Origin of the sequence: Mesorhizobium sp. WSM4313 (assembly GCF_002294725.1) — a bacterium.
Lineage (GTDB): Bacteria > Pseudomonadota > Alphaproteobacteria > Rhizobiales > Rhizobiaceae > Mesorhizobium.
Map to the genome: position 1 here is coordinate 336,038 of NZ_NSFT01000003.1, position 24,331 is coordinate 360,368.

General features: G+C 64.8%; 23 protein-coding genes. 10 read left to right on the forward strand and 13 right to left on the reverse strand.

The window, feature by feature from the left end; genetic code table 11:
• Positions 1-225: 225 nt before the first annotated feature.
• Genes CK219_RS09440 through CK219_RS09455 form a run of 4 tightly spaced genes read right to left on the reverse strand, consistent with a single transcriptional unit; the run spans position 226 to position 7,054 of the window.
• Positions 226-2,313 (reverse strand): hypothetical protein, encoded by a 2,088-nt coding sequence (locus CK219_RS09440; protein WP_095766490.1) that lies wholly within the window; start codon positions 2,311-2,313, stop codon positions 226-228.
• A gap of 3 nt (positions 2,314-2,316) precedes the next feature.
• The gene (locus CK219_RS09445) at positions 2,317-5,139 is read right to left on the reverse strand and encodes a DUF4159 domain-containing protein (RefSeq protein WP_095766491.1); all 2,823 of its coding nucleotides are present in this window, start codon (positions 5,137-5,139) and stop codon (positions 2,317-2,319) included.
• Complete coding sequence (locus tag CK219_RS09450) at positions 5,136-6,050, reverse strand: DUF58 domain-containing protein (protein WP_095766492.1); 915 nt, start codon at positions 6,048-6,050, stop codon at positions 5,136-5,138. Before CK219_RS09450 ends, CK219_RS09445 begins: the two co-directional genes overlap by 4 nt.
• Complete coding sequence (locus CK219_RS09455) at positions 6,050-7,054, reverse strand: MoxR family ATPase (RefSeq protein ID WP_095766493.1); 1,005 nt, start codon at positions 7,052-7,054, stop codon at positions 6,050-6,052. The genes CK219_RS09450 and CK219_RS09455 overlap by 1 nt, the downstream gene beginning before the upstream one ends.
• 43 nt (positions 7,055-7,097) lie before the next feature.
• Between CK219_RS09455 and CK219_RS09460 the strand changes: the two genes are divergently transcribed.
• From CK219_RS09460 to CK219_RS09470, 3 genes are read left to right on the forward strand one after another with little or no spacing between them, the layout of a single operon-like run.
• Positions 7,098-7,883 carry a DUF1285 domain-containing protein gene (locus CK219_RS09460; protein ID WP_224524592.1) on the forward strand — a complete coding sequence of 262 codons (786 nt, stop codon included), beginning with the start codon at positions 7,098-7,100 and terminating at the stop codon, positions 7,881-7,883.
• Positions 7,883-8,515 (forward strand): CoA pyrophosphatase, encoded by a 633-nt coding sequence (locus CK219_RS09465; RefSeq protein ID WP_095766494.1) that lies wholly within the window; start codon positions 7,883-7,885, stop codon positions 8,513-8,515. The genes CK219_RS09460 and CK219_RS09465 overlap by 1 nt, the downstream gene beginning before the upstream one ends.
• A complete protein-coding gene (locus CK219_RS09470; protein ID WP_095766495.1) occupies positions 8,512-9,780 on the forward strand; it encodes a CCA tRNA nucleotidyltransferase in 1,269 nt (422 codons plus the stop codon). The genes CK219_RS09465 and CK219_RS09470 overlap by 4 nt, the downstream gene beginning before the upstream one ends.
• A gap of 24 nt (positions 9,781-9,804) precedes the next feature.
• Here CK219_RS09470 and CK219_RS09475 read toward each other — a convergent pair whose 3' ends face one another.
• The 5 genes from CK219_RS09475 to hemF form a co-directional block, all read right to left on the reverse strand.
• Positions 9,805-10,785, reverse strand: a complete 981-nt coding sequence (locus tag CK219_RS09475; protein WP_095766496.1) for a S8 family serine peptidase — start codon at positions 10,783-10,785, stop codon at positions 9,805-9,807.
• 85 nt (positions 10,786-10,870) lie between these two features.
• On the reverse strand, positions 10,871-11,533 hold the full coding sequence (locus CK219_RS09480) for a hypothetical protein (protein WP_224524597.1): 663 nt from the start codon (positions 11,531-11,533) through the stop codon (positions 10,871-10,873).
• Between the two features lie 203 nt (positions 11,534-11,736).
• The gene (locus CK219_RS09485; protein ID WP_095766497.1) at positions 11,737-11,922 is read right to left on the reverse strand and encodes a DUF1059 domain-containing protein; all 186 of its coding nucleotides are present in this window, start codon (positions 11,920-11,922) and stop codon (positions 11,737-11,739) included.
• A gap of 169 nt (positions 11,923-12,091) precedes the next feature.
• Complete coding sequence (locus tag CK219_RS09490) at positions 12,092-12,352, reverse strand: DUF1344 domain-containing protein (RefSeq protein WP_095766498.1); 261 nt, start codon at positions 12,350-12,352, stop codon at positions 12,092-12,094.
• 260 nt (positions 12,353-12,612) lie between these two features.
• A complete protein-coding gene (gene hemF, locus CK219_RS09495; RefSeq protein WP_095766499.1) occupies positions 12,613-13,527 on the reverse strand; it encodes an oxygen-dependent coproporphyrinogen oxidase in 915 nt (304 codons plus the stop codon).
• A 121-nt stretch (positions 13,528-13,648) separates the two neighbouring features.
• Between hemF and CK219_RS09500 the strand changes: the two genes are divergently transcribed.
• Complete coding sequence (locus CK219_RS09500) at positions 13,649-13,906, forward strand: hypothetical protein (RefSeq protein ID WP_095766723.1); 258 nt, start codon at positions 13,649-13,651, stop codon at positions 13,904-13,906.
• 154 nt (positions 13,907-14,060) lie between these two features.
• On the opposite strand, the gene soxR is transcribed toward CK219_RS09500, so the two are convergent.
• Together soxR and CK219_RS09510 are read right to left on the reverse strand one after the other, a co-directional pair.
• Positions 14,061-14,504, reverse strand: coding sequence for a redox-sensitive transcriptional activator SoxR (soxR, locus tag CK219_RS09505; protein WP_095766500.1), 444 nt, complete (start codon positions 14,502-14,504; stop codon positions 14,061-14,063).
• 148 nt (positions 14,505-14,652) lie between these two features.
• On the reverse strand, positions 14,653-15,111 hold the full coding sequence (locus CK219_RS09510; protein WP_095766501.1) for a tRNA (cytidine(34)-2'-O)-methyltransferase: 459 nt from the start codon (positions 15,109-15,111) through the stop codon (positions 14,653-14,655).
• Between the two features lie 443 nt (positions 15,112-15,554).
• Between CK219_RS09510 and CK219_RS09515 the strand changes: the two genes are divergently transcribed.
• The 5 genes from CK219_RS09515 to CK219_RS09535 all read left to right on the forward strand — a co-directional run bounded on the left by CK219_RS09515 (position 15,555) and on the right by CK219_RS09535 (position 22,177).
• Entirely contained in the window at positions 15,555-15,971 is a 417-nt protein-coding gene (locus CK219_RS09515; RefSeq protein WP_224606058.1) for a hypothetical protein, read from the forward strand.
• Between the two features lie 25 nt (positions 15,972-15,996).
• Positions 15,997-17,877 (forward strand): ABC transporter ATP-binding protein, encoded by a 1,881-nt coding sequence (locus tag CK219_RS09520; RefSeq protein WP_095766503.1) that lies wholly within the window; start codon positions 15,997-15,999, stop codon positions 17,875-17,877.
• Positions 17,878-18,083: 206 nt separating this feature from the next.
• On the forward strand, positions 18,084-19,976 hold the full coding sequence (locus CK219_RS09525; RefSeq protein ID WP_095766504.1) for an ABC transporter ATP-binding protein: 1,893 nt from the start codon (positions 18,084-18,086) through the stop codon (positions 19,974-19,976).
• Positions 19,973-21,856 carry an ABC transporter ATP-binding protein gene (locus tag CK219_RS09530; protein ID WP_095766505.1) on the forward strand — a complete coding sequence of 628 codons (1,884 nt, stop codon included), beginning with the start codon at positions 19,973-19,975 and terminating at the stop codon, positions 21,854-21,856. Before CK219_RS09525 ends, CK219_RS09530 begins: the two co-directional genes overlap by 4 nt.
• A 9-nt stretch (positions 21,857-21,865) precedes the next feature.
• Positions 21,866-22,177: a DUF6665 family protein gene (locus tag CK219_RS09535; protein ID WP_095766506.1), complete on the forward strand. Its 312-nt coding sequence runs from the start codon at positions 21,866-21,868 to the stop codon at positions 22,175-22,177.
• Here the strand turns inward: CK219_RS09535 and CK219_RS09540 are convergent.
• Both CK219_RS09540 and CK219_RS09545 read right to left on the reverse strand, forming a co-directional pair.
• Entirely contained in the window at positions 22,174-23,028 is an 855-nt protein-coding gene (locus tag CK219_RS09540; protein ID WP_095766507.1) for an alpha/beta hydrolase, read from the reverse strand. The genes CK219_RS09535 and CK219_RS09540 overlap by 4 nt on opposite strands.
• An 81-nt stretch (positions 23,029-23,109) precedes the next feature.
• A complete protein-coding gene (locus CK219_RS09545; RefSeq protein ID WP_095766508.1) occupies positions 23,110-23,454 on the reverse strand; it encodes a cupin domain-containing protein in 345 nt (114 codons plus the stop codon).
• 310 nt (positions 23,455-23,764) lie between these two features.
• Here CK219_RS09545 and petA point away from each other — a divergent pair, with 310 nt between their 5' ends.
• Complete coding sequence (petA, locus tag CK219_RS09550) at positions 23,765-24,325, forward strand: ubiquinol-cytochrome c reductase iron-sulfur subunit (RefSeq protein WP_095766509.1); 561 nt, start codon at positions 23,765-23,767, stop codon at positions 24,323-24,325.
• The last annotated feature ends 6 nt before the right edge of the window (positions 24,326-24,331 follow it).

Here is a 24,331-nt window from a genome sequence, read left to right on the forward strand (position 1 = left end):
TGGGAGAAGGTGGCCGCGAAGCGGCCGGATGAGGGGTGCTCCAGGGAACGCCGACGCCTCACTCCGCTGGAACACCCCTCATCCGTCTCGGCGCTGCGCGCCGATCCACCACCCGGCCCTTTGCAGGCTCAGGGCGTTCGAAGCTCGAAAAGCCAAGCAATTGGCTTTTCGTCCGCTAACGCGGACCGCTTCTCACCCCACAAGGGGAGAAGGAAGAAGGTGGCGTCACCGCCCTTCGCGATACCACATCGAGCCGATGGCGAGCAGCAGCAGGCCGAGGCCGAGGAAACCGCCGAACAGCGGCACGCGCGACACGGCCTTGAGGGTACTGTCGTCGGTGGTGCGCAGGCCGATCCAGTCGTCGCCCGACGCGGCCGCTGAAGAGCGGACGGGAACGATCGACGGCAGTGTCAAGCCGCCGGCGAGATTGCCGAGCGTCAACGACGGAGCCAGCCGCCGCACGCTGCCGCCGGTCGCCTCAGCGGGCGCCTTCAGCCGATCCTCGGTCGAGATCACGTCGGAAAATTCCGGCGCGTTGATCGGGCCGACATGGGCAAGCGCGGTAAGGTCGCCATTGCCGATCTGGTAAAGGCCGATCTCGCCGGTCTGCAAGCTGCCGGTGAAAATGCCGGGCTCGGCTTTCTCGAGCTTCACCGCCACCGCCTTGCCGGACGGCGTGATGACCTGGGCGGGACCGGGATCGTCGCTCATCGTCTGGCGGCGGATTTCGAGCATCATGCCGCGGCCGTCGGCGGTTAGCCGTTCTTCTTCCAGTTCCGGCTCCTTCATCAGCCAGTGGGCGATGCGGCGATAAAGCTGGACATGCGGCCCGCCGCCCTCGAAGCCGCGCGCCCACAGCCAGCCCTGATCGGACAGGAGCATGCCGACACGGCCCTCGCCCTTGCGAGCGAGCAGGAGCAGGGGCCGATCGTCGGCGCCTTTCATCACCACTTCGCCTTCCGGGTTCTTGACGCCGATGGTGCGGAACCAGCGGCTCCAATGCGGCGGCTCGCTTGCCGAGCCGTCGAGCCCGCGCGTCACCGGATGGCGCTGGCCGAGATCGGTCAGGCGCGGGTAGAAGGCCTTGTCCACCACCTCGCCGGTCGGCATGGCCGGCAGCGCGGCATTGAGCGGCGTGCGGGCAATGGAGTTCTCGCCGGCATATTCGGGGCCGGCGGCAATCAGCAGCGCGCCGCCCTTTTCGACATATTCGGAAATGTAGTCGTAATAGAGGATCGGCAGCACGTCGCGGTGCTGGTAGCGGTCGAAGATGATCAGATCGAAATCCTTGATCTTCTCGACGAACAGCTCGCGCGTCGGGAAAGCGATCAGCGACAGCTCATTGATCGGCGTTCCGTCCTGCTTTTCCGGCGGACGCAGGATCGTGAAGTGGACGAGATCGACCGACGCGTCCGACTTCAAAAGGTTGCGCCAGGTGCGCTCGCCGGCATGCGGTTCGCCGGAAACCAGGAGCACGCGCAGGTTCTCGCGGATGCCGTCGACCAGGGCAATCGCCCGGTTGTTGGCGTCAGTCAGCTCGCCGGGCTCCCGGTCGATGCCGAGCTGGACGATGTTGCGGCCGGCATTGGGTATGGTGACCGAGAGCTTCATCGGCTGGCCGACGGTCGCGTGCTCGACCGAGACCTGCTCGCCATTGACCGAGACGCGCACGTCCACCGGAGCGCCGTCGCCTTCCGTCGAGATGACGCGGTAGGTCATGTCGAGCGGCTTGCCGACGAGACCGAAGCGCGGCGCGTTCTCGAAGCGGATGCGACGGTCCTTCTCATGCTCGTTGCCGGTGATCAGCGCATGCAGCGGCGCGTTGAACTCCGGCGCGCCGGCAGGCGCATCATGCACCTCGCCGTCGGTGATCATGACGGCACCGCCGATGCGCGACGGCGGCACGTCGCGGAAGACGCCTTCCAGCGCGTTGAACAGCCTGGTTTCGGTGCGCTCGTCGGCGGCTTCGGACTTGCCGGCCTCGACGACACGGACATCGAACTGCTTGAAGCGGGCAAGACGCTGCTGCAGGCCGGCCAGCGCCTCGTCGGTCTGCTTGGTGCGGTCGCCGATGTCCTGGCTCTGGCTGCGGTCGACGACGAGGGCGACGACGCTCTTCAGCGCCTCGCGCTCCTCGGCGAGGAAAACGGGATTGAGCAATGAAGCGGCGAGTGCGAGCAGCGCGATGAAGCGCAATGCCGAGCCGCGCTGGCGGAACCACAGGCCGACCAGCGCCAGCAAAAGCAGGGGCACGAAGAGCAGGCCGAAGAGAGGCCAGGAGAGAAGCGGTTCGAATGAGATGGACCAGTTCATGATCTACTGCCCCAGCCGTTCGAGCAGCACCGGCACATGCACCTGATCGGATTTGTAGTTGCCGGTCAGCATGTACATCATGATGTTGACGCCGGCGCGCAGCGCGTAGATGCGCTGCATCGGGTCCGGCGGCACGGTCGGCAGCATCGGATCGCCGTTCTCGTCGATGGCCCAGGCCCCGGCGAAATCATTGGCGGTAATCATGATCGGCGAGACGCCGTCGCCGGTGCGCACGGGCCGGTTCTCGGTGTTGCTGGCGTCGAGCGAGGCCTCGACCCAGAGCGGGCTGCCGTTGAAGCGGCCGGGGAACTCCGGAAGGATGAAGAAGGATTTGGTCAGCACGTGGTCCGACGGCACCGGCTCCAGCGGCGGCACGTTGAGATTGCCGAGGATGTCGCGCAGCCGCTCGGTCGCCGGGCTTGCCGAGCCGGCGCCGATGCCGTTGGAAAACTGGTCGCGCGTATCGAACAGAACCGTGCCGCCCTGCTGCATATAGGCGTCGATGCGGGCGATCGCCGCCTGGCTGGGCATGGGCGCCGTCGCATCGATCGGCCAATAGATCAGCGGGAAGAATGACAGCTCGTCCTTGGCGATGTCGACGCCCGCCGGCGGCCCGGGCTCAAGCGCGGTCTTTTCGATGAGGAAACGGGTGAGGCCTTCGAGGCCGGCGCGGCTGATCGAATCGACGCCCGGCTCGCCGGTGATGACATAGGCGATGCGGGTTTTCGAAATATCCTCGATCGCCTGGGTGTCGCCGGGCTTGGAATCATCGGCGCGGACAAGATCGGCATGGCCGAAGAGGCCGCCCAGCACGACCAGAACGGCCGCGGCGGTCGCCGCCGTGCCTGCGCGGCGCGGCCGGCGCGCCAGCAGTCCGCCCATCCAGAACACGGCCAAAGTGTCGAGCACCATCAACAGCAGCGCGATGGCGACCAGCGGCCCCTTCAGGTTCTCCGATTCATCGAAGGCATAGGGGATGGCTGTCACCGGCAGCGAAACCTGCGGACGGACCAGCGGCGTGAACGTGCTCGACGCATCGAGCAGATTGTGCGCGAAGACGCCGGTCTCGGAGCCGTAAAGGCCGGGCGGATTCTCCAGCGTCACCGGCAGCGGACCGGCGCCGGGCACCAGCGGTCGGGCATCCGGCGAGGGCGGCGTCAGGGTGCCGTCTGCTCCGATCATGCGGTAGGGCGCGAGCGACGCGGCGGCGGCTTCGGCATTGGCGATCGCGGCGCCCTGGTTGCGCGACAATTGCACGACACGCCGCAGCATTTCGACGAAGCTGCCGGAGATCGGCAGGTTCGACCAGGTCGCCTCAGGCGTGACATGGAAGAGCACCAGCGTGCCCTTGTCCTTCTTCATGCCCGTCACCAGCGGCGTGCCGTCGGCGAGCGTGGCCCAGGTACGCTCGACGATGTCGGGCGTCGGCTCGGCCAGAACCTGCCGGCTCACCGTCACCTCGGAGGGCGGCGAGAGGTCGGCGAAGGGGCCGCTCTTCGGGAATTCGGTCACCGCCTGCGGCGTCGTCCACGACAGCGCGCCGCCCAGCGCGCGCTCGCCGCTGCGCAGCCTGACCGGCAAAAGGTCGTCGTCATTGCCGGACGCGGCAAGGCGGGGACCGGCAAAACGGACCAGCGTGCCGCCCTTGTCGACCCAGTCGACCAGCCGCTGCTTGACCTGCGCCGGGATGGTGCCGACGTCGGCCATGATGATCATCGCCGGCTTCTGGTCGAGAAGCTGCGGAATGGCGTCGGCGAGATCGGCGCTCGACGGCTCGACCAGGTCGGCAAAGGGCTGCAGGGCGCGGCGGATGTAATAGAGCGGCGACAGAAGCGGCTGCGCCTGGTCGGCCTCGGCCTGCGACAGAAGGCCGACGCGGCGGCGTTTCGAGCTCTCGTCCAGCACGCGCACGGCGCCGGCTTGGTGCTCGCCGTCGAGCGCGATCGAAGCGAAGTCGTTGCGCAGCTCGAAGGGAACCGCCATCGTCCCCGTGGCGGTGGCTTCGCCCGGCGCGAAGGTCAGCGTCGCATCGGCGATGCGGCGGCCCTTGTCGTCGAAGGCGCCAGCGGTGACCTGCGCCGGCGCCGGATTGCCCGGCGCGCGAATGGCGCTCAAAGCGAAACCATCGACCTGGTTGTCGGCGCCGATCAGGCCGGTCACGGAAGGCCGGTCGGACGTGGCCCAGACCAGCCGTGTCGCATTCTTTTCGAGCAGCGTCTTGAAAGCGGCCTCGTCGCCTTTGGCGGCAAGCCCATCGGCGAGCACCGCAACGCTGGCGCCCGGCAGGCGCTCCAACGCGGCGGCGACGCGGGCGTAGACGGCGGGCCTGTCGGTAGGAATCGGCCGCGGCTTGGCGGCGCGCAGGTGATCGAGCGCGCCCGAAGCGTCGAAAGGGCCGATCTCGGCATTGGGCTTCTCGGCGGTGAAGGCGATCACGACCGGCACGCCGTTCGAGCCGGCGTCGGCGATCAGCCGCTCGGCGGTGGCGACGCGCTTGTTCCAGTCGGCGGCGCTTGCCCAGCCATTGTCGATGACAAGCGCCAGGGCGGCGCCCTCCGCCGGCAGTTTTTCGCGCGGGTTGAAGACCGGCTCGGCCAGCGCCGTGACGATGAGCGCCGCCATCAGCAACCGAAGCAGCGTCAGCCACCATGGGCTTTGCTGCGGGGTTTCTTCGCGCCTCAGGACCCGGGCGAGGATTCTCAGCGGCGGAAAAACTTCCGTTTGCGGCCTAGGCGGGGTAAGCCGCAGCAGCCACCAGATCACCGGCAGGGCCAGAAGGCCCCACAGCACCATGGGCGCCCCGAAGGAAAGCGGCAGCCAGCTCATGCGACCGCCCTTCCGAAATTGGTGCCGTCAGCGGTCATCGCCAGGTGGACGCGCACCAGCGCCTCGGAGGCGAGGCGGTCGGTGTGGTTGACGGTGTAGCTCCAGCCGAGACGCTTGCACCAGGCAGCCAGTTCGTCGCGGCGGGCCCGGTAAAGCAGGCGGTATTCCTCGGCCAGCATCTCGGCGCGGCCGGCGGTCAGCTTGTCGCCGGTCTCGGGATCGGTGAACTCGGTGCGGCCGGCATAGGGGAAGGTCTCTTCGGCCGGGTCGGCCACCTCGATCAGATGCGCACGCACGCCGTGGCGGGCGAGCACGTCGAGCCAGGCCATGGTTTCCTCGACCGGATCGAGGAAATCGCTGACCAGCACGATGTCGCAGAAACGGCGGATGGCCGACAGATCGGGCTTGGCCGGAAGCGCGGCGGCGTGGCTGAGCTGGGCGGCGATCCGCTCGGCGCCGTTGCGGGCGGTGAACGGATCCGTCAGGCCCGGCCAGGCGATGCGCTCGCCGCTGCGCGACAAGAGCTCGGCCAAGGCGAGCGCCAGCACCAGCGCGCGCGATTGCTTGGAGACGCTTGCCGCGGCCGATTTGTAGAGCATGGAAGGCGAGGGGTCGGCCCAGAGCCAGACGGTGTGCGCGGCTTCCCATTCGCGGTCGCGCACATAAGTATGGTCGTCTCTCGCGGAGCGGCGCCAGTCGATGCGCGATGAATCCCCTTCGACATAGGGCCGGAACTGCCAGAAATTCTCGCCGATGCCGCGCTTGCGACGGCCATGCCAGCCGGCGATCACCGTATTGACGATACGGCGTGCCTCGACCAGCAGGTCCGGCACCAGTGAAGCCCGCAACCGGCCACGGGCGAGCGCGTCGCGCGTTGCAACCGGTGCCTGGACCTCGCCTATTCGACCCATCAGATGCCTTTTGCCAGCTTCGCCACCACGTCGCGCACGGAAGTGCCTTCGGCGCGGGCGGCGAAAGTCAGCGCCATGCGATGCTGCAGCACCGGTTCGGCCAAGGCGCGAACGTCGTCGACCGAGGGCGCCAACCTGCCATCATATAGGGCGCGGGCGCGGGCGCACAGGGTGAGCGCCTGGCTGGCGCGGGGACCTGGCCCCCAGGCGACGTGCTTGTCCGTCTCGGCATTGCCCTGGCCTGGCCGGGCCGAACGCACCAGCTTGAGGATCGCCTCGACGACGCTTTCCGGCACCGGCATGCGCCGGATCAGCGTCTGGATTTCCCTCAGCCGTGCCGGCTGCAGCACATTGTCGGCCTTGGCTTCGTCGACGCCGGTGGTTTCGAGCAGGATACGGCGTTCCGCCTCAATCTCGGGATAGAGGATGTCGACCTGCATCAGAAAGCGGTCGAGCTGAGCCTCCGGCAGCGGGTAGGTGCCTTCCTGTTCCAGCGGGTTCTGCGTCGCCAGCACGTGGAAGGGCGCGGGCAGGTCGTGGCGGGCGCCGGCGATGGTGACGTGATATTCCTGCATGGCCTGCAGCAGCGCCGATTGCGTGCGCGGCGAAGCGCGGTTGATCTCGTCGGCCATCAGCAATTGCGTGAAGATCGGCCCGGAAATGAAGCGGAAGGAGCGCTTGCCGAACTCGTCCTGTTCCATCACCTCGGAACCGAGGATGTCCGACGGCATCAGGTCGGGCGTGAACTGGACGCGGCGCGAATCAAGGCCGAGCACGATGCCTAGTGTCTCGACCAGCTTGGTCTTGGCGAGGCCCGGCACGCCGACCAGCAGCGCATGACCGCCGGCCAGCAGAGCCACCAGCGTGCGCTCGACGACCGCCTCCTGGCCGAAGATCACCCTGCCGACCGCGTCGCGGATCCTGGAGATATCGGCCAGCGCCTTTTCGGCTTCCTCGATCATCGCTTTTTCGCTGATCGGGCTTTCCTTGATCATCACGCTCATGCCGTTCGATCCTTGTGGTTGGAAATGCCGGCCTGCACTCTCGATGCCGCAGAATGCCGCGATTCGGCCTCACCTGGCGCCTGTAATTGAACTTAAATCACAGACTCGGGCGGACAAGGCTGACAATCGGGACAACAGTGACTATTTCGTGACCATGGCCGAACGCAGCGAACATCGTGAACAAACGCCCGACGAACAGAGCGCTGGCGAGCACAGCTTGAGCAAACAGAGCCTGATCGGCGCCACAGAAGCGCGCGGCCTGGAGGCGCTGATCTCCCGCGCGGCCCGGGCCGGCAAGGGGCCGGCGCCGGTCGAGCGCTGGAATCCGGAGTTCTGCGGCGACCTCGACATGGAGATCAAGGCCGACGGGACCTGGTTCTATCTCGGCACGCCGATCGGCCGCATGCCGCTGGTGCAGCTCTTTTCCAGCGTGTTGCGCAAGGATGCCGACGGCAAGACCTATCTGGTGACGCCGGTCGAGCGGGTTGGGATCCGCGTCGTCGACGCACCCTTCATCGCCGTCGAAATGAACGTGTCCGGGAGCGGGAACGACCAGGTTGTCACCTTCCGCACGAATGTCGGCGATGTCGTCGCCGCCGGCCCCGGCCATGCGCTGCGCTTCGTCGACGAGGACGAAACCGGCGGACTGAAACCCTATGTGCTGGTGCGCGGACGACTGGAAGCGCTGTTGGCGCGTCCGGTGATGTATGAGTTGGTCGAGCATGGCGAGGAGATCGACATCGGCGGCAAGGCGATGTTCGCCATTCGCTCGGGCGGAGAGGTCTATCCGATCATGCCGGCCGAGAAACTGAAGCGGCTGAGCGCGTGATGGACCAGGTTACGCCGGCGGCGTTTTCGGTCGCGGATTTTCGGGCGCGCGTCGCGGCGCAAGCGGCGATCGTCCCCGGCGACGAATTCGGCGATCATCGCTTCAATCCCGGCCATCCCAGGCTCAAGCACATCAAGCCGCTGCGCGACGCGGCGGTGCTGATTCCCGTGGTCGACCGCGCCGAGGGCGCCATGGTGCTGCTCACCAAGCGCGCCGAGAAGCTGCGCAGCCATTCCGGCCAGGTGGCCTTTCCAGGCGGCACCATTGATGCGACCGATGCAAGCCCCGAGGCAACCGCTTTGCGCGAGACCTTCGAGGAGATCGGCCTCGAACGGGATTTCGTCGAGATCATCGGCCGCATGCCCGACTACGTCGCCGGCAGCGGCTACCGCATCGTGCCGGTGCTTGCCATCGTGCGCCAGGGTTTTTTGCTGACGCTCAATGCCGATGAGGTCGACGCGGCTTTCGAGGTGCCCCTGAGTTTCCTGATGGATCCGGCCAACCACGCGCGCGACAGCCGCATGTGGAACGAGCTCGAATGGTTCTTCTACGAGATGCCCTATGGCGGCCAGCGTATCTGGGGCGTCACCGCCGGCATAATCCGCACGCTCTATGAAAGGCTTTATGGTTGACCGCTGAGGCGTCACTCTCGGGCAAGGCCGATTGGCTGGCCGACAAGCATCTGCAGAAGCTTCTTGCCGCGCTGAAGCAGGGCGGCGAGGAAGCGCGTGTCGCCGGCGGCGCGGTGCGCAATGCGCTGATCGGCCAGCCGGTCGCCGACATCGACATCGCCGCGACCACCGTGCCCGAGGAAACGGTCCGGCGCGCGGAGGCGGCCGGTTTCAAGACGGTGCCGACAGGCATTGAGCATGGCACGATCACGGTGATCGCCGGCGGCAAGCCTTATGAGGTGACGACGCTCAGGGCCGATGTCGAGACCGACGGCCGGCGGGCAAAGGTGATCTTCGGGCGCGATTGGAAAGCGGACGCCGAGCGGCGCGACTTCACCATCAACGCGCTCTACGCCAAAGCGGACGGCACGGTCGTCGATCTCGTCGGCGGCGTCGCCGATATAGAGGGGAGGCGGCTGCGTTTCATCGGCGACGCGGAGGCGCGCATCCGCGAGGATTATCTGCGCATCCTGCGCTTTTTCCGTTTCTTTGCCTGGTATGGCGACGGACGGCCGGACGCGGAAGGGCTGAAGGCCTGTGCCAGGCTGAAGGACGGACTTGCCCGGCTTTCGGCCGAACGCGTCTGGTCCGAGCTGAAGAAGCTGCTGTCGGCTCCAGATCCCTCGCGCGCGCTCTTATGGATGCGCCAGGCAGGCGTGCTCACCGCCGTGCTGCCGGAAAGCGAGAAGTGGGGCATCGACGCCATCCATGGCCTGGTCAAAACTGGAAAAGATCTCGGCTGGGCCGCCGATCCTGTGCTGAGGCTGGAGGCGATCGTCCCGCCCGATGCCGTGCGCATGAAGACGCTTGGCGAGCGGCTGCGATTGTCGAACGACGAGGCCGGCCGCCTGCGGCATTGGGCACTGACCATCGCGCCGGATGCCAAGGCGACGGAGACCGAGCTGGCCAAGAAACTCTATTACGGCGACCGCAACGGCTATATCGACCGCATTCGGCTGGCGCTTGCCGCCGCGCGGACACGCGCAGTCGAGGACAATCAGGCGATGATGGAAGCCGGCGGCTTTTCACGCCTGCTCAATTTCACGCTGAAATGGGAAAAGCCGGTGTTTCCGATAAAAGGCGCCGACCTGACCGCGCTTGGCGCGTCGCCAGGACCGAAGCTCGGCGCCACGCTGAAGAACCTCGAGAAGGAATGGGTCGAGTCCGGCTTCACCCTGGAACGCGGCGCGCTGGTGGAACGCGCCGCGCAGGCGCTGGAGAGCTAGACGAGCCGGAACGGCCGGTGCCTGTCAGTGTATGGCCACAGGAGCGAGAGCGCGCGAGAGACTTGCTTCGCCCTTGCCGTAGACGGACGGGTCGTAATTGGCCAGCGTGTCGGTGCGGGCCGTATTGAGCAGGTCGTTGGTGATCTGGACGGGCGTCGCCTTGGTGAACTTGCTGCCGATGATCGCAGCATAGCCGGAGATGATCGGCGCGGCAAAAGACGTTCCGTAGAGCCCGGTCTTGTCACCCTCGACGCCGACCACCAGGAAGTGGCTCTGCACAGCCTGGTCGGAGCCGGCATAATTGGAATACCAGGCGAGCTGGGCCTTGTTGGCTGTGGTTCCGTTCGTCGACAGCGCGCCGACGAAGATCGCGGTCGGTTTGCCGATCAAAGCAAGGTCGAGATAGTCCTGCTGGCCACCAGTGACCCCGCCAACAGCGACCGCGTCGTTGCCGGCCGCCTTCGAGACGATGGCCGAACCTTTGGTGGCGTAGGAGATGATCGAGGACTCCTCCGGAGCCCACCAGATCTGGTTCGCGCTGTAGCCCGCGGTTGTGTACATGCCGTAGCTCAGGTTCAGCACATTAAGGCCGCGTGCCAGCGAAACGGCCGTGCCGGTCGAGAAATCCTTGGAGCGGATGGTCGCGGCGGGAGCAATCATGCTTGCTTCCTCGCGCGTCCATTCGCCGTGTCGCTGGGTCTGCACGCCGATCCCGAAATTGCCGGAAAAGCGCGAGGTGCTGCTGAAGTCGTCGACCATGGTGATGGTGACGCCCTTGCCCTTGTAGCCGGCGGCCCATGCCGCGCCGACGTCGGGGCTCATCCAGTTCTGTACCGTTTGCGTCGTGCGCGCGACCGGTATCTTTGCGCTCACGCAGATGGAGCCGCCGCCATGGCAGAGCGCCGCCGTCTCGTCCGCGCCGAGGCCCTCCTGCGCCGAGGCAATGGGCGCCGAAAGGATGGCAAGGGCGGCAACGAGGCCGAATTTCAGGTGACCAGCAGACATGTTCCAACTCCAGCCAAACAAGAACCAGGACGGGCGATCGCGCGTTTCGGGACGAGATGGACTTTTCATTCGCGGCTCCCGGCGATCAGAAAGTGAGACGATAATTCAGCCACAGATGCATGCTCTCAGGCTTGGCGCTAACCAGGTATTTCAGGGTTTCCTGCGGCGCCATCTCACCGGCTGCGAGCCGGCAATTGACACTGTAGGAGCCCAGATCCCCGTAGTCGGCCAGGCAAGGTTTCTCGGTGAGGTTTCCGCCGATGATCGACGTTACGGACAGCGATAGGGTGCTGTTCGGATTCGGATGCGTCTGGGTGAGGAAACCGAGCTTCAGGCTGGGCCCGATGCTGTATTTGTCGCCTTGTTCGCCGGTCCCGAACCCCCAAAGGATGCCGGTGTTTTCGGTAACCTGGGTGAGCAGGTCGACATGCATGTCTACCCAGTTCGTGTGGTACCATTGGTTGAATGAGACCCAGCTTCCATTCTGCAGCTCATAGCCGCCACCGCCGAGGCCTCGGGCACGGTCGCTCAGCGGCGACCCCTGATGCATGCCGATCAGCGAGGTGGTCATCATTTCCTGGGCGGTCGCGGGAGACGCGCCGAGACATGCGCACAGCAGCAGCGCCGCCTCGCACGATGTGCCCCTCTTGCCGGATCGTTCGCGCATGCGCGAAACACCTCGCCCCACCGATCCGGTCAGCGCCTTGGGTGGCGGCGAGTTTCTCGGCCAGCCCTGCAGCCGGATCATTTGCCCGACGGTGGCACGAATTCCGTTACCGCAAACTTAAATGAGACGACTCGAATATAAGTATCTGTTTGAAATGCCGGGCCGGTCCGGACCTTCCGGGATCGACTCAGGCAAATTGGTTCGCAACTCGCGATGGAACATGCTCAGGCCCTGAGCCGTCCTGATTTCGCTACCGGTCGATCTGTTCGAAGGTGAGGAGTCCCTCAGGCCGCGTCGCGAACCTTCTGGATGCGGGAGCGTATCGCCTCGATCATCGTCTCGCGGATGACGGTCTCGCCATGCGTCTCGCGCATGTGCTCGACGGCACGGCGCATCACCTCGGCTTCTTCCTCGGCGCGCGTATGCCAGTCGCAGCCGGGGACAAGCGACCCGCATTGGAATTCCTTCATGGGACTTTCCTTTCCTCGTTCTGCTGGAAAACCATAACACATGCGACCGGTTTCGGTTGCATCGCAGCCCGCGGCAGACTGCTTTTCTCTCCAAAAAAGGAAGGCGGAGCAGTGCTGCCCCGCCTTCCTTGCCGCCTGAGAACTCGATCTGCCTTTGACGGGCAGGCCTTCACTTCATGATCTTGACGGCCTCGGCAATCTTGTTCTTGCCGCTCATGTCCCAGGAGACGCGAACCTTCTCGCCGGCCTGGATGCCGGGATCCTTGAAGGCCTTGGACAGCTTGAAAGTGGATCCGTCGTCCAGAACAAGGCTCATGGCCGTTCCGTCAAAGCTCTTGACGGTGCCGGTGGTGTGCTTGACCGCTGCGAACGCGGCGCCGCCGGAGGCGAGAAGGGCGGCGGTAGCTGCGGTCACGATAAGCTTGCGCATGGCGTGCTCTCCTGGAATGCGGGTGCCCGATTCGGCGAGGCACCTCTCGTGATCAGGGTCGTCAAGTCGCGCCGGCTCACGGCCGGAGGGAGACGAGATGATCTCCGCTTCGACCGCCGGCGCTTCCCGACCCGGCGATCTTAAATAGCTCAATTTTTTCAAAAGGATATTAGACGAAAAAGATATCGTCCCTGCCACATTGCCGGCCAAGATTCGGCGAATTGGACAGCAATGCGGCCGTCGCCGCGCTCACCGGATCGTTACGGCCATTTTACCTCGGGCGGCAGGCTGGACAGGATCGAGGCGACATTGCCGCCGGTTTTCAGGCCGAAGATGGTGCCGCGATCGTGAAGCAAGTTGAATTCGACGTAGCGGCCGCGCCGGATGAGCTGTTCCTCGCGCTCGCCATCGGTCCAGTTCTGGTTGAAGTTGCCCCGCACCAGATGGGCATAGACGACGAGAAAAGAACGTCCGACATCCTGGACGAAATTGAGATCGGCGTCCCAGCCGCCCCTGTCCTCGTCAGAATGCAGCCAGTCGAAGAAGATGCCGCCGATGCCGCGCGGCTCGTTGCGGTGCGGCAGGAAGAAATACTCGTCGCACCAGGATTTGAATTTGGGATAGTCGGCGACGGCGGCGTTCTTCTCGCAGGCGAACTGCATGGCGCGATGGAAGGCGATCGTGTCGGGATCGTCCTGGGTTCGGCGGCGGTCGAGCACCGGCGTCAGATCGGCGCCGCCACCGAACCACTGGCGCGTGGTGACGACCATGCGGGTATTCATATGCACGGCCGGCACGTTGGGGTTCCAGGGGTGGGCAATCAACGAGATGCCGCTCGCCCAGAAGCGCGGGTCTTCCTCGGCGCCGGGAATCTGCTTCCTGAACTCGGGCGAGAATTCGCCATGGACGGTCGAGGTATGGACGCCGACCTTCTCGAAGACGCGGCCGCGCATCATCGACATGGTGCCGCCGCCGCCGCGGCCGTCGTCGCGCTCCCAGGGGGTCTTCTCGAAATGGCCGGGCGACCATGACGCTTGCGGGCCGGTGAGTTCCTGCTCGATCTGCTCGAAAGTGGCGCAGATGCGCTCGCGCAAGGCCTCGAACCACAGACGTGCCTTCATCTTCTTCTGCTCGATGTCGGCCGGCAGGCCCACGGGAAGGTCAGGTCTTTCCAATTCGGTCTCCAGTCGCAGGCGCGCTTGCCTGACAAATGACTCGTCTTTTCAGGGCGCGATCCCTAATCTCTTGAGAGGAAGGGTCAAGTCCTGTCTGACCAAGGTGCAAGGGAGTTCCTTCGTGCGCACCCCGGCAAGACCGCCGCTGGATGGCTTACGCAAGAGGCTGGAGCGCTCACGGGCTGAGCGCGAAAACCAGCCGCGCGACGGTTTCCTGCGCGAAACCTTCGTGCTGCCGCGCCCGGATGCGCGCCTGAAGGCCAAGGAGTGGTTCGAGCGTTTTCCGAAACAGGCCTACTGGACCGAGATCGAAAGCTGGTTCGAGCGCCCGGGCGACGTGATCGAGTTTACCATGCGGCGGCTGCCGGCGGCCGATTAAGGTGCATTGATATTCAGGTGATGCCGGCCTGCAAATGGCGGCTTCCTGCGCTTCCGGTGCTCACGTACTTTAAGTACGCTCCGCTCCGGTTCTCGGAAGCCACCATTTTCGACTCGGCCTGACCTGAATCTCAATGCACCTTGGCGACAGACTGTCAGCGCACCGCCAGCCGTCTCGCCCCCGTCCCCTCCTTGGCCAGCCGATCTTCCTTGTTCCTCAGCGGGCATTTGTCGATCGACATGCAGCCGCAGCCGATGCAATCGGTCAGGCCGTCGCGCAATTTCTTGAGCTGGGCGATCTTCTGGTCGAGCTCGTCGCGCCAGGCTGTCGAAAGCAGGTTCCAGTCCTCGCGGTTCGGTGTGCGCTCTTCCGGCAGCGACTGGAACGCCCGGGCGATGTCGGCAAGCGAGATGCCGACCTCCTGGGCGACGCGGATGATCGCCACGCGCCGAAGCACGTCGCGGCTGTAGCGCCGCTGGTTGCCGGAGGTGCGGTGGCTGCGGATCAGGCCGCGCGCCTCGTAGAAATGCAGCGCCGATACCGCAACGCCGCTGCGAACGGCCACCTGGCCGACCGTCAATTCCCTTGCCGGAGCCATCTCGATTTTTCCGCTTGACCTCAAGTTAAGTTGAGCTTGTAGCCAACAAATGTCGATAGGGCAATTGCAGGAGAAGGCGATGTGCGCCTGGGTGAGAATGACGCCGCGAGTGGAGCCTGCGCGCGGCAATGAAGAGGGGTTCGGGGTTCTAGCCGAGCTGGCGCAGCGCTTCGCCCGCGACCATGGCGACGGACAGCGCGACATTGATGCTGCGCGCTCCGGGCCGCATCGGGATGGTCAGTCGCGCATCCGCCGCCTGGTGGACCTGGTCCGGCACGCCGGCGGATTCGCGGCCGAACAAAAGGATGTCGCCGGCAGCGAAAGCAAAGTCGGTGTACGCGGTCGTGGCTTTGGTGGTGAGCAGCACGAGGCGGCGCGCGCCGGTCTTTCGCCACTCCTCGAAGGCGTGCCAGTCGGCATGGCGGGAAAGCGCCGCCATTTCGAGGTAGTCCATGCCGGCCCGTTTCAGCGCCCGGTCGGAGAGCGGGAAACCAGCCGGCTCGATGATGTCGACGCCGATACCGAGGCAGGCGGCGAAGCGCAGGATTGTCCCGGTGTTGCCGGCGATATCCGGCTGGTAGAGCGCGATGCGGAGACGATCGTTCATTTCCGTATCCTGCTAATAAGTGGCAGATCGGCCACAGGCGCCTGCGGCTTTCGGCGATTCCTGGACTGGCGGGTGGCCATTTTCTGCGAAGTCGAGTATATGCTCACCATCGTCAACCCGAACCGAAGGAGGGGGACCACATGATGACCATGCACTTCCAGCTCCTCTCCGGGGCACCCCTATGCCCACTGGCGGTTTCGGTACGACGATTCTTCTGATACTTTAAGTCCTCATCGCACCGATTCCCGCCGAACCCAGTTTTCGGCCTTCGAAGGAATCTTGCGATGTTTTTCAAACTGCCAAAGGGGCGCCGTGCCCCAGCTGAGCGTGTCCGGACCGACGCTAGTCGTGTCCCGGCCGATTCGATCCGCGCCTTCGGCCGAATGCCGATGATCGAGGACGCATCACCCTTTTTAACGCATTTGCATATGGAGGACGGACCAATGTTCGATCCCTACAAGATACCGGGGTCAAGAAGCCTGCATGAACGCAAGGTGGCTACCTGGGCGCTGCTGATCGGCGAGACCTATTCGTCGGCGGTACATGCCGAGGAACGGCGCAGGCCGCATCGCGGCATGCTGCCGGACGTCGATTTCTCGCGCGCGGTGCCCGATCACAGCCGGCCCACGCTGGTGCGCCGGATCATCCGCTTGATCCGGCCGGGCGACAGGAGCAGGGCTGGTTCCGCCCTTTCGTCCGGAAGTTCCGGGCCGTCAGGGACGTCAAACGAGCCTGTCGGCGAAATGCCGGCGAAACCCTATATTGCGCGGGACAGGGCCGGCGATGCGGATGATTCCGTATCGCCGGCCCGCAATGCCGCGCGGCCGCAAAGCCTTGCCCATCAATCCCGCGCCGCGTGAGCGCCTAGATAGTCGAGTGCCTGGAATGTTCCGCTGGTTTGAAAACAGGCTCGATCCGTTTCCCGCCGCGGAGCCGGTCGAGCCGCCGAAGACGCTGATCGCCTTCTGCGTGCATTACACGCGCGGCGCCTGGCCCTACATCATCCTCGACGCGGTGCTGGTGACGGCGATCGCCTTTACCGAAGTCTGGATGTTCGGGTTCCTCGGCCGCATCGTCGACTGGCTGTCGGCGCAAAACCGCGAAACCTTCCTGCAGACCGAGAGCTGGAAGCTCGCCGGCATGGCTTTCGTCGTGCTGTTCGCGCTGCCGGGCACGGTATGGCTGCATTCGCTCCTCAACCAGCAGACGCTGATGGGCAATTATCCCATGCGCATCCGCTGGCAGGTGCACCGCTATCTGCTCAAGCAGTCGATGGCCTTCTATCAGGACGAGTTCGCCGGCCGCATCGCCACCAAGCTGATGCAGACCGCGCTCGCCGTGCGCGAATGCGTAATCAAGCTGATCGACGTGCTGAATTACGTCGTCGTCTACTTCCTCGGCATGCTGTTCATCGTCGGCTCGGCCGACTGGCGTTTGGCGGCGCCGCTCGCCGTATGGCTGGCCGGCTATATCGGTCTGCTGCGCTTTTTCATTCCGCGGCTCGGCAAGGTCGGCGAGGAGCAGGCCAATGCGCGTTCGACCATGACCGGCCGCGTCGTCGACAGCTACACCAACATCCAGACGGTGAAGCTGTTTTCGCATGCGCGGCGCGAGGCGACCTTCGCCAGGGAAGGCATGGCGAGCTTCCTCGGCACCGTCTACCGCTCGATGCGGCTGGTGACGGTGCTTTACGGTCTGCTCTACATCCTGAATTCGCTGCTGCTGTTCTCGGTGACGGCGATCTCGCTGTGGCTTTGGCTCGGCCAGGCGGTGACGATCGGCGCGGTCGCCGTGGTCATCGGCCTGGTGCTGCGCATGTGGGGCATGTCGCAGTGGATCATGTGGGAGATGTCGGGCCTGTTCGAGAATATCGGCACAGTGCAGGACGGCATCCAGTCGATCTCGCTGCCGCGTCTCGTCGAAGACCGGCCCGGCGCGAAGGACATCGCCGTCAGCCAGGGTGAAATCCGCTTTGACGACATCCGCTTCCACTACGGCAAGCAGAAGGGCGTCATCGAGAACCTGACGCTGACGGTAAAGCCCGGCGAGAAAGTCGGCATTGTCGGTCGCTCCGGCGCGGGCAAGTCGACGCTGGTCAATCTGTTGCTGCGCTTCTACGACCTGGAAAGCGGCAGGATCCTCGTTGACGGCCAGGAGATTGCGGCGGTGACGCAGGATTCTTTGCGCGCGCAGATCGGCATGGTCACGCAGGACACTTCGCTGCTGCACCGCTCGGTGAAGGAGAACATCCTCTATGGCCGGCCGGACGCGACCGACGAAATGCTCATCGAGGCGGCGCGCCGGGCGGAGGCGCTCGATTTCATCGGCGGGCTCTCGGACCATAACGGCCGCAAGGGATTCGATGCCCATGTCGGCGACCGCGGCGTCAAACTGTCCGGCGGCCAGCGGCAGCGCATCGCGATTGCCCGCGTCATGCTGAAGGACGCGCCGATCCTCATCCTCGACGAGGCGACGTCGGCGCTCGATTCGGAAGCCGAGGCGGCCATCCAGGAGAACCTGTACAAGCTGATGCAGGGCAAGACCGTCATCGCCATCGCGCACCGCCTGTCGACGATCGCGGCGATGGACCGGCTCGTCGTCATGGACAAGGGGCACATCATCGAGGAAGGGTCGCATGAGGAGCTCGTCGCCAAGGGCGGGCTCTACGCCCAGCTCTGGCAACGCCAGTCCGGCGGCTTCCTGCTCGATGACGCGCCGGCTGAGCCCGATGCCAGGTCGCTTCGATCCGAGATGGCTGCGGAATAACGCGATCGCGATTGCAGCAACTCCGTCCGGAATTGCGCAAAACAAAGACTTGGAGCGGCCCGGCGGTTCTGTGAGCCGTCGAGCCGCTCCGGCATCAAGGTTACGGCGATTGCGGGGAATCGATCCCGGGCGTAACCACGACCTGGCCAGAGGGCTGCTGGCGACCAGATCGGTTGCCGGCGGATTTCCGGCGCGATGAGAGAAAAATGTTCGACCGCATCTTCGCCTGGTTCGAAAGCCGTTATTCGCCGGTGGCGCTGGCCGACGACAGGCAGCCGCCAATGGGGCTTTGGCGGTTCTACTGGTATTTCATAAGACAGTTTCGCGCTGCCTATCGGCTGCGCATGATCATCGTTGCCGTAGCGGCGGTAGTGGACGCGATGCTGCCGATTTTCGTCGGCCTGATCGTCGGCCTGCTCTCCAGCACCAAGCCAGGCAATTTCTTCGCTGCGCACATGCCGTTGCTCGTCATGATGGCGATCGTCGTGCTGCTGCGTCCGCTGTCGATGGTTGTCGATGGTCTCATCCGCAACCACGCTATCGCGCCGAACCTCATCGACCTCATCCGCTGGCAGAGCCATTGGCACGTCGTGCGCCAGGACTGGTCGTTCTTCCAGAACGACTTCGCCGGCCGCATCGGAACCAAGGTCATGCAGAGCGGCGATTCGGTGGAGATGAGCGTCAACCTCACCGTCGATGCGGTCTGGTACGCGCTGGTCTTCGTCGCAGTCGCCATCGTCGTGCTGGCGCGGCTCGACACGTTGCTGCTGGCTGTGGTGGCGGTGTGGCTGGTATTCTACTGCCTCATCTTCTGGTCTGCGATGCCGAAGATCACCCAGCGCTCGTCCCAACTGTCGGAGCGGTGGTCGCAGGTGAGCGGCCGCATGGTCGACAGCTACACCAACATCCTGACGCTCAAGACGTTCTCGACCGGCGAGCACGAAGACAAATATGTCTCGCAGGCGGTGGTCGAGCATGCCGACACGTTTTACCAGCTGATGCGCGTTTTCACGCTGATGTGGTCGGCCCTGTTCGTCCTCAACGCGGCGCTGCTCATCGCCATAAGCTGGCTGGCGCTGGCCGGCTGGAACGCGGGGACCATGGCTACGGCAGCCGTGGCGACCGCGATACCGTTCGCGCTGCAGATCGCCAATATCTCCGGCAGGATCCTCGATGTCGGCGCCAACGTTTTCCGGCAGATCGGCGTTGCCAGCAATTCGATGACGACGATCGCGCGTCCCATCACCATGCAGGACCAGCCTGACGCACCGGCCCTCGCCGTGACCGCCGGCGGCATCGAGTTCGACCGGGTGAATTTCAACTACTGGCGCAAGGACGGCAAAGGCGGCGTCATCGACAATCTGTCGCTGAAGATCGCGCCGGGCGAGCGGGTCGGCCTGATCGGTCGCTCCGGGGCCGGCAAGTCGACGCTGGTCAATCTCGTGCTGCGGCTGTTCGACGTGCAGGACGGCAAGGTGCTGATCGACGGACAGGACATCCGCCACGTCTCGCAAGAGAGCGTTCGCGCGGCGATCGGCTTCGTCAACCAGGACACGTCGCTCTTGCATCGATCCGTTCGCGAGAACCTCAAATATGGACGCCAGTCGGCCAGCGACGAGGCCATGTTCAGCGCCGCAAAAGCCGCTCAGGTCGACGATGTGATCGCGGCACTGACCGATCCGTATGGGCAGAGCGGCTATGAGGCGCTTGTCGGCGAACGCGGCGTGAAGCTGTCCGGCGGCCAGCGGCAACGCATCGCAATTGCCCGCGTTATGCTGAAGGACGCGCCGATCCTCATTCTCGACGAGGCCACCTCCGCGCTCGATTCGGAAGTGGAGGCCGCCATTCAGGAGAACCTCTACAAGCTCATGCAGGGCAAGACCGTCATCGCCATCGCCCACCGGCTGTCGACCATCGCGGCGATGGACAGGCTGGTGGTGATGGACAAGGGACGCATCGTTGAGGACGGCTCGCATGAGACCTTGATCGCCAAGGGTGGGCTCTACGCCCAGCTCTGGCGGCGCCAGTCGGGCGGTTTCCTGCTCGAGGAAAAGCAGGCCGCCGACGATCTGGCGGCGAAAGGTGAAGCCGCGGAATGATGAAAGGCGTCTATCGCTGGTTCGAGGGCTGGGTCTATCCATTCCGCGAGCCCGTGAATCTTCGGCCTCCGGCCAGCGTCGGCGGCTTCCTCTGGCACTATGTCGGGCAGGCCAAGCTCGCCTTCTTCGCCATGCTCATCATCGGCGGCATCGCGCCGCTGGTCGAGGCCGGCCTGTTCTATTTCGTCGGAAGATTGGTCGATATTCTCGACCAGCTACCCGGCGAGCGCAGCTGGCACGCGCTGTGGGCGGCCGCCGGTCCCGAGCTCCTGTTCATGGGCGCCGTGGTTCTGTTCATCCGCACTCTGGTGGTCGGCCTGTCGGCGCTGGTCGACGAGCAGACGATCACGCCCGGATTCTACAATCTGGTGCGCTGGCAGGCGCACCGGCACGTCTCGCGCCAATCCTATGCCTTCTTCCAGAACGATTTCGCCGGCCGCATCGCAACAAAAGTCTGGCAGGCGGGGCAGGCGACCGGCGACCTGATGGAGAGCTTCATCGAGGTGGTCTGGTTCATGATCGTCTACACGGTGACAACGCTCGCGCTGGTCGCCGGTCTCGATCTGCGGCTGGCGGTGCTGGTGGTGATCTGGATCGCTGCCTTCGGCTGGCTGGCGAAACTCTATCTGCCGGCTATCCGCAAGCATGCCGAGGCGACCGCCGAGGCCGGTTCGATGATCACCGGCCGCATCGTCGATTCCTACTCGAACGTGCAGACGTTGAAGCTGTTTTCGGCCGACGGCGACGATCGCTATATTCGCAGCGGCTTCGGCATCTATCTCGACGCGCTGCGGCCGTTCACACGCCGGCTGACCGGCGTGCGCATGGCGCTGACCATGCTCTCCGGCATCATGATCACGGCGATCGCCGCGTTCGCCATCTATCTGTGGGTCGAAGGCTCGATCACGGTCGGCGCCGTCGCCTTCACGCTGTCGCTGGTGCTCAGGCTCAACATGCTGCTTGGAAGGCTGATGATGCAGCTCAACGGCATCCTGAGGAATCTCGGCGTGCTGGAGAATTCCAAGGCGCTGATCTCGCAGCCGCTCGGCCTCACCGACGCGCCGGACGCCAAGGAACTGGTCGTCGCCGGCGGCCGCATCGACGTCAGGAACGTCACCTTCCATTATGGCAAGGGGGCCGGAGTGCTCGACGGCATCGACCTCGTCGTGCATCCGGGCGAGAAGGTCGGGCTGGTCGGCCCGTCGGGCGCCGGCAAGACGACCTTGGCCAACCTGATCCTGCGCCTCTATGACCTCGAGGGCGGCCAGATCCTGATCGACGGCCAAGACATCGCGCATGTGACGCAGAACTCGCTGCGCGGCAATATCGGCGTGGTCAGCCAGGATACCGCACTTTTCCACCGCTCGCTGCGCGACAACATCAAGCTCGGCATGCCGGACGCGACCGATGCGCAGGTGATCGCCGCGGCCCGGAAAGCCGAGGCGCATGACTTCATCCTGGGGCTGCGCGACAACCGCGAGCGCTCCGGCTATGAGGCCTATGTCGGCGAGCGTGGCGTGAAGCTGTCCGGCGGCCAGCGGCAGCGCGTCGCCATCGCGCGCGTCTTCCTCAAGGATGCGCCGATCCTGATCCTCGATGAGGCAACCTCGGCGCTCGATTCCGACATCGAGGCGGCGATCCAGGAGAACCTGACCAGACTGATGGAGAACAAGACCGTGATCGCCATCGCGCACCGGCTGTCGACCATCGCAGCGCTCGACCGGCTCGTGGTGCTGGACGGCGGCCGCATCGTCGAACAGGGCACGCATGACGAGCTGGTGGCGCTCGACGGGCTCTATGCGCGGCTCTGGAAGCGGCAGTCCGGCGGCTTCCTGTTCAACGAGGAAAGCGCGCTGGAAGAGACGCGGCCAGCGGAGTAGAACGGCATCATGTCGGTACGCATGCCTATGAATTTCGGACGGTCAGGCGCGCAGGAAAGCGCGCTCGATCTGCTCGGCCACGAAATCCTCGCCGAGGAGGCCGCAGCGCTCGGCCGCGCCGGCCGGCGTGTCGAGGAAACCCTTGCCAGATTGCGCGAGAGCGGCGAGGGCGAGCATCGCAACCGGCTGCTCAAGGAGGCGGCAGCGGCCGTCCATGCCTATTTCATCCAGCGCGAGCTTTGCGGTTTGCGCAAGCATGACGCCGTGATCCGCGAATACGACATCCCGCGCGCGGTGCTGGTCAGGCTCGGCGCCAGCTAGGCGCCGATTTCCTGGCGAAAACGCGCCAATCGCGCAGCAAGGGCTCCGGGATTCTCGTCGGCGACGAAGTGGCCGCTACCCGGGATGATGTCGCCTTCGACATTGGATAGGCCTGCTGCCTTCAAGCCGTCGAGATAGTCGGCGATGTCGCCGGATTCGGCCGAGCCTCTGAGATAAAGAACCGGCGTGGCGATCGGCGTCGCGGATGGGTGGGAATTGACCTTGGCGTCCGCGGCAAAGGCGCGGTACCAGTCGAAGCCGGCCTTGAGGCTTTCCGGCCGCGAATAGGCCTTGGCATAGATGTCCCTGGCTTCCGCAGGGATCGCCGATTTTTCCTTCGAAAGAATATCGAAGAAGAAATCGAAATAGGCGCGCTCATGGCCGCTCACCAGTATCTCGGGCAAGGCCGGGATCGCATGAAAGGCGAAATGCCAGATACGCGGGTTGCGGATGACATCTTGCCACGGCGCCACGCCGGGGATGACGACGTCCATGATCACCGCGCCGGTCAAATTTTCGGGCTCGTCGCGCAACAGCGCGAAGACGATCTGGCCGCCGACGTCATGACCGGCGACGATGACCTGCCGCAAGCCGCAAACGGCGATCAGCCCCTTCATCAATCTGGCCAGATATGCCTTTTCTCCGGTCTCGGGCGCGCCGTGTGAACCGCCGATGCCCGGCAAGTCCGGCGCGACCACGCGCTGGTCGCCGGCCAGCTCGTCGACGATTGCCTCAAAAGCATGGGAGCTTTGCGGCCAACCATGCAGCAGCAGAAGGCCCGGCGCATCGGGCGGCCCTGCGTCCCGGATCGCGATAGCCAGCCCCTCGACCTCAACGGTGCGCTGTCGCATGCTTCATCTCCATCGATGCCAGATCGATGGAACTAGGCTGCAATCAGCGTTCGGACAGGCCCGGTCCGACGATCGGAAGAATCATTCCAACCATTCGGTGATGAAGTGGCCGTTCTCGTGTTTGTCGGTGCTTTCGAGCGGGCCAGGCCCGAGATTGGTGAATTTGTGCGGCGTGTCGGGCGGCACGATCAGGATCTGGCCGGCCGTGGCCTTGATCTCCTGGTCGCCGACCGTGAACAGGCCGGTGCCGGAACGGATGACGAAGATTTCCGCGTAGGGATGCTTGTGCAGACGTGGGCCGCCGCCGACAGTCGGCTGATAGTTGAAGATCAGGCAGGAATTGGCACCGAACTGGCCGCATTGCAGCTCGCCTTTCCAGCAGTCGGGGGCGTCGGCCCAGCTGTCGCGTTCAATGACATGCGCCATGACGCCAGAATAGACCGGGCCAGGAGCCGATGTCGAGGCGAACACCGGCTCGATTGACCCCGGATTTCCCGCTGTTTCACCCTGTCCGGCGGCCTGGCGGGGACGCGTCGGCCTGGGCCGCCGCGCATCCCCGCGACAATCTGCCCTTGTGGTCTCACCCCGCTGGACAAAAACGGGCCGCACGCATAAACCGAACTCCAAATGCCGGAGGAATTCGCTAGCCTGTTCGCCATGCGCTGTCGGGCAGGTGCGATTGAGCGGGGACAAGGCTCGGCCTCCGGTTAGGAAGAGGCGAAAGGATCAGGCACCCGTGAGCGCAACCGACATCCACGATCCCAACCGTCGCGATTTTCTCTACGTAGCCACCGGCATGGCCGCCGTTGTCGGCGCCGGAGCCGTCGCGTGGCCGTTCATCGACCAGATGCGCCCCGATGCCTCGACCCTGGCGCTGGCTTCGGTCGAGGTCGATGTTTCTTCACTGCAGCCCGGCAGCTCGCTGGTCGTCAAGTGGCGCGGCAAGCCGGTGGTGGTGCGCAACCGCACCGAAAAGGAAATGAAGGACGGCGCGGCCGTCAATCTCGCCGATCTCAAGGATCCGATCGCGCGCAACGCCAACCTGCCGTCCGACGCGCCGGCGACCGACGCCAACCGCACCACGCCCGGCAAGGAAGCCTGGATGGTGATGGTGCAGGTCTGCACGCATCTCGGCTGCATCCCGCTCGGCCAGGAAGGCGATTTCGGCGGCTGGTTCTGCCCGTGCCACGGTTCGCAATACGACACCGCCGGCCGCATCCGCAAAGGCCCGGCGCCGGAGAACATGGCGATCCCGGTATTCAAGTTCATTTCCGATACCAAGATCCTTATCGGTTGAGGCAGG